Origin of the sequence: Corynebacterium sp. HMSC27B11, from assembly GCF_001815985.1 — a bacterium.
In the GTDB taxonomy this organism is placed as follows: domain Bacteria; phylum Actinomycetota; class Actinomycetes; order Mycobacteriales; family Mycobacteriaceae; genus Corynebacterium.
The window spans coordinates 1-633 of record NZ_KV823565.1 but is presented as its reverse complement, the minus strand read 5'-3'; the positions used below and the strand labels follow the sequence as shown (position 1 = coordinate 633).

The 633-nt window shown below is 68.1% G+C and carries 1 pseudogene; it reads left to right on the top strand.

The features are described 5' to 3' along the window. Positions 1-538: pseudogene (locus HMPREF3097_RS09755) on the top strand (cell surface protein); the annotation flags it as partial. Between the last annotated feature and the right edge of the window lie 95 nt (positions 539-633).

Genomic DNA, 633 nt, shown 5'->3' with positions numbered 1-633 from the left:
GGACAACCCGAACCCTCAGGACCCGAAGGATCCAAAGCCAAACGATCCTTCGGAGCCGGGCGACAAGCCAGGTGACGACACCCCGGGTGACAAGCCGGGCGACAAGGAGCCAGGCGAGCCGAGCAAGCCGGGCGACAAGAAGCCAGGTAAGCCGAGCAAGCCAGGCGAGCCAAGCAAGCCAGGCGAGCCGAGCAAGCCGGGCGACGAGAAGCCGGACGAGCCGAACAAGCCAGGCGACAAGGAGCCAGGTGAGCCAAGCAAGCCGGGCGACAAGGAGCCAGGCAAGCCAGGCGAGTCCGAGAAGCCGAGCGAGCAGCCAGCCGCTCCGGGTAACTCGGGTGGCAGCTCCGGTACCTCCGGCTCCGCCGGTAGCTCCAGCAGCCCTGCCCAGCAGGGCAGCCAGCCAGAGCAGGCCGAGTCCAGCAGCCAGTCCGCACTGGCACGCACCGGCGCAAGCATCGCCATGCCAGCAGGGATCGCAGCACTGCTGATCCTCATCGGCACCGCGCTGATGACTCTGCGCAAGCGCCTGTACTAAACAGCGCACCCCGAGCCAGCGTTGAGGCCACCACACCTCAACACTGACCCGACATAGAAGCGGCGGGAGCCGCGGGGAACACCCCGCGCCCCGCC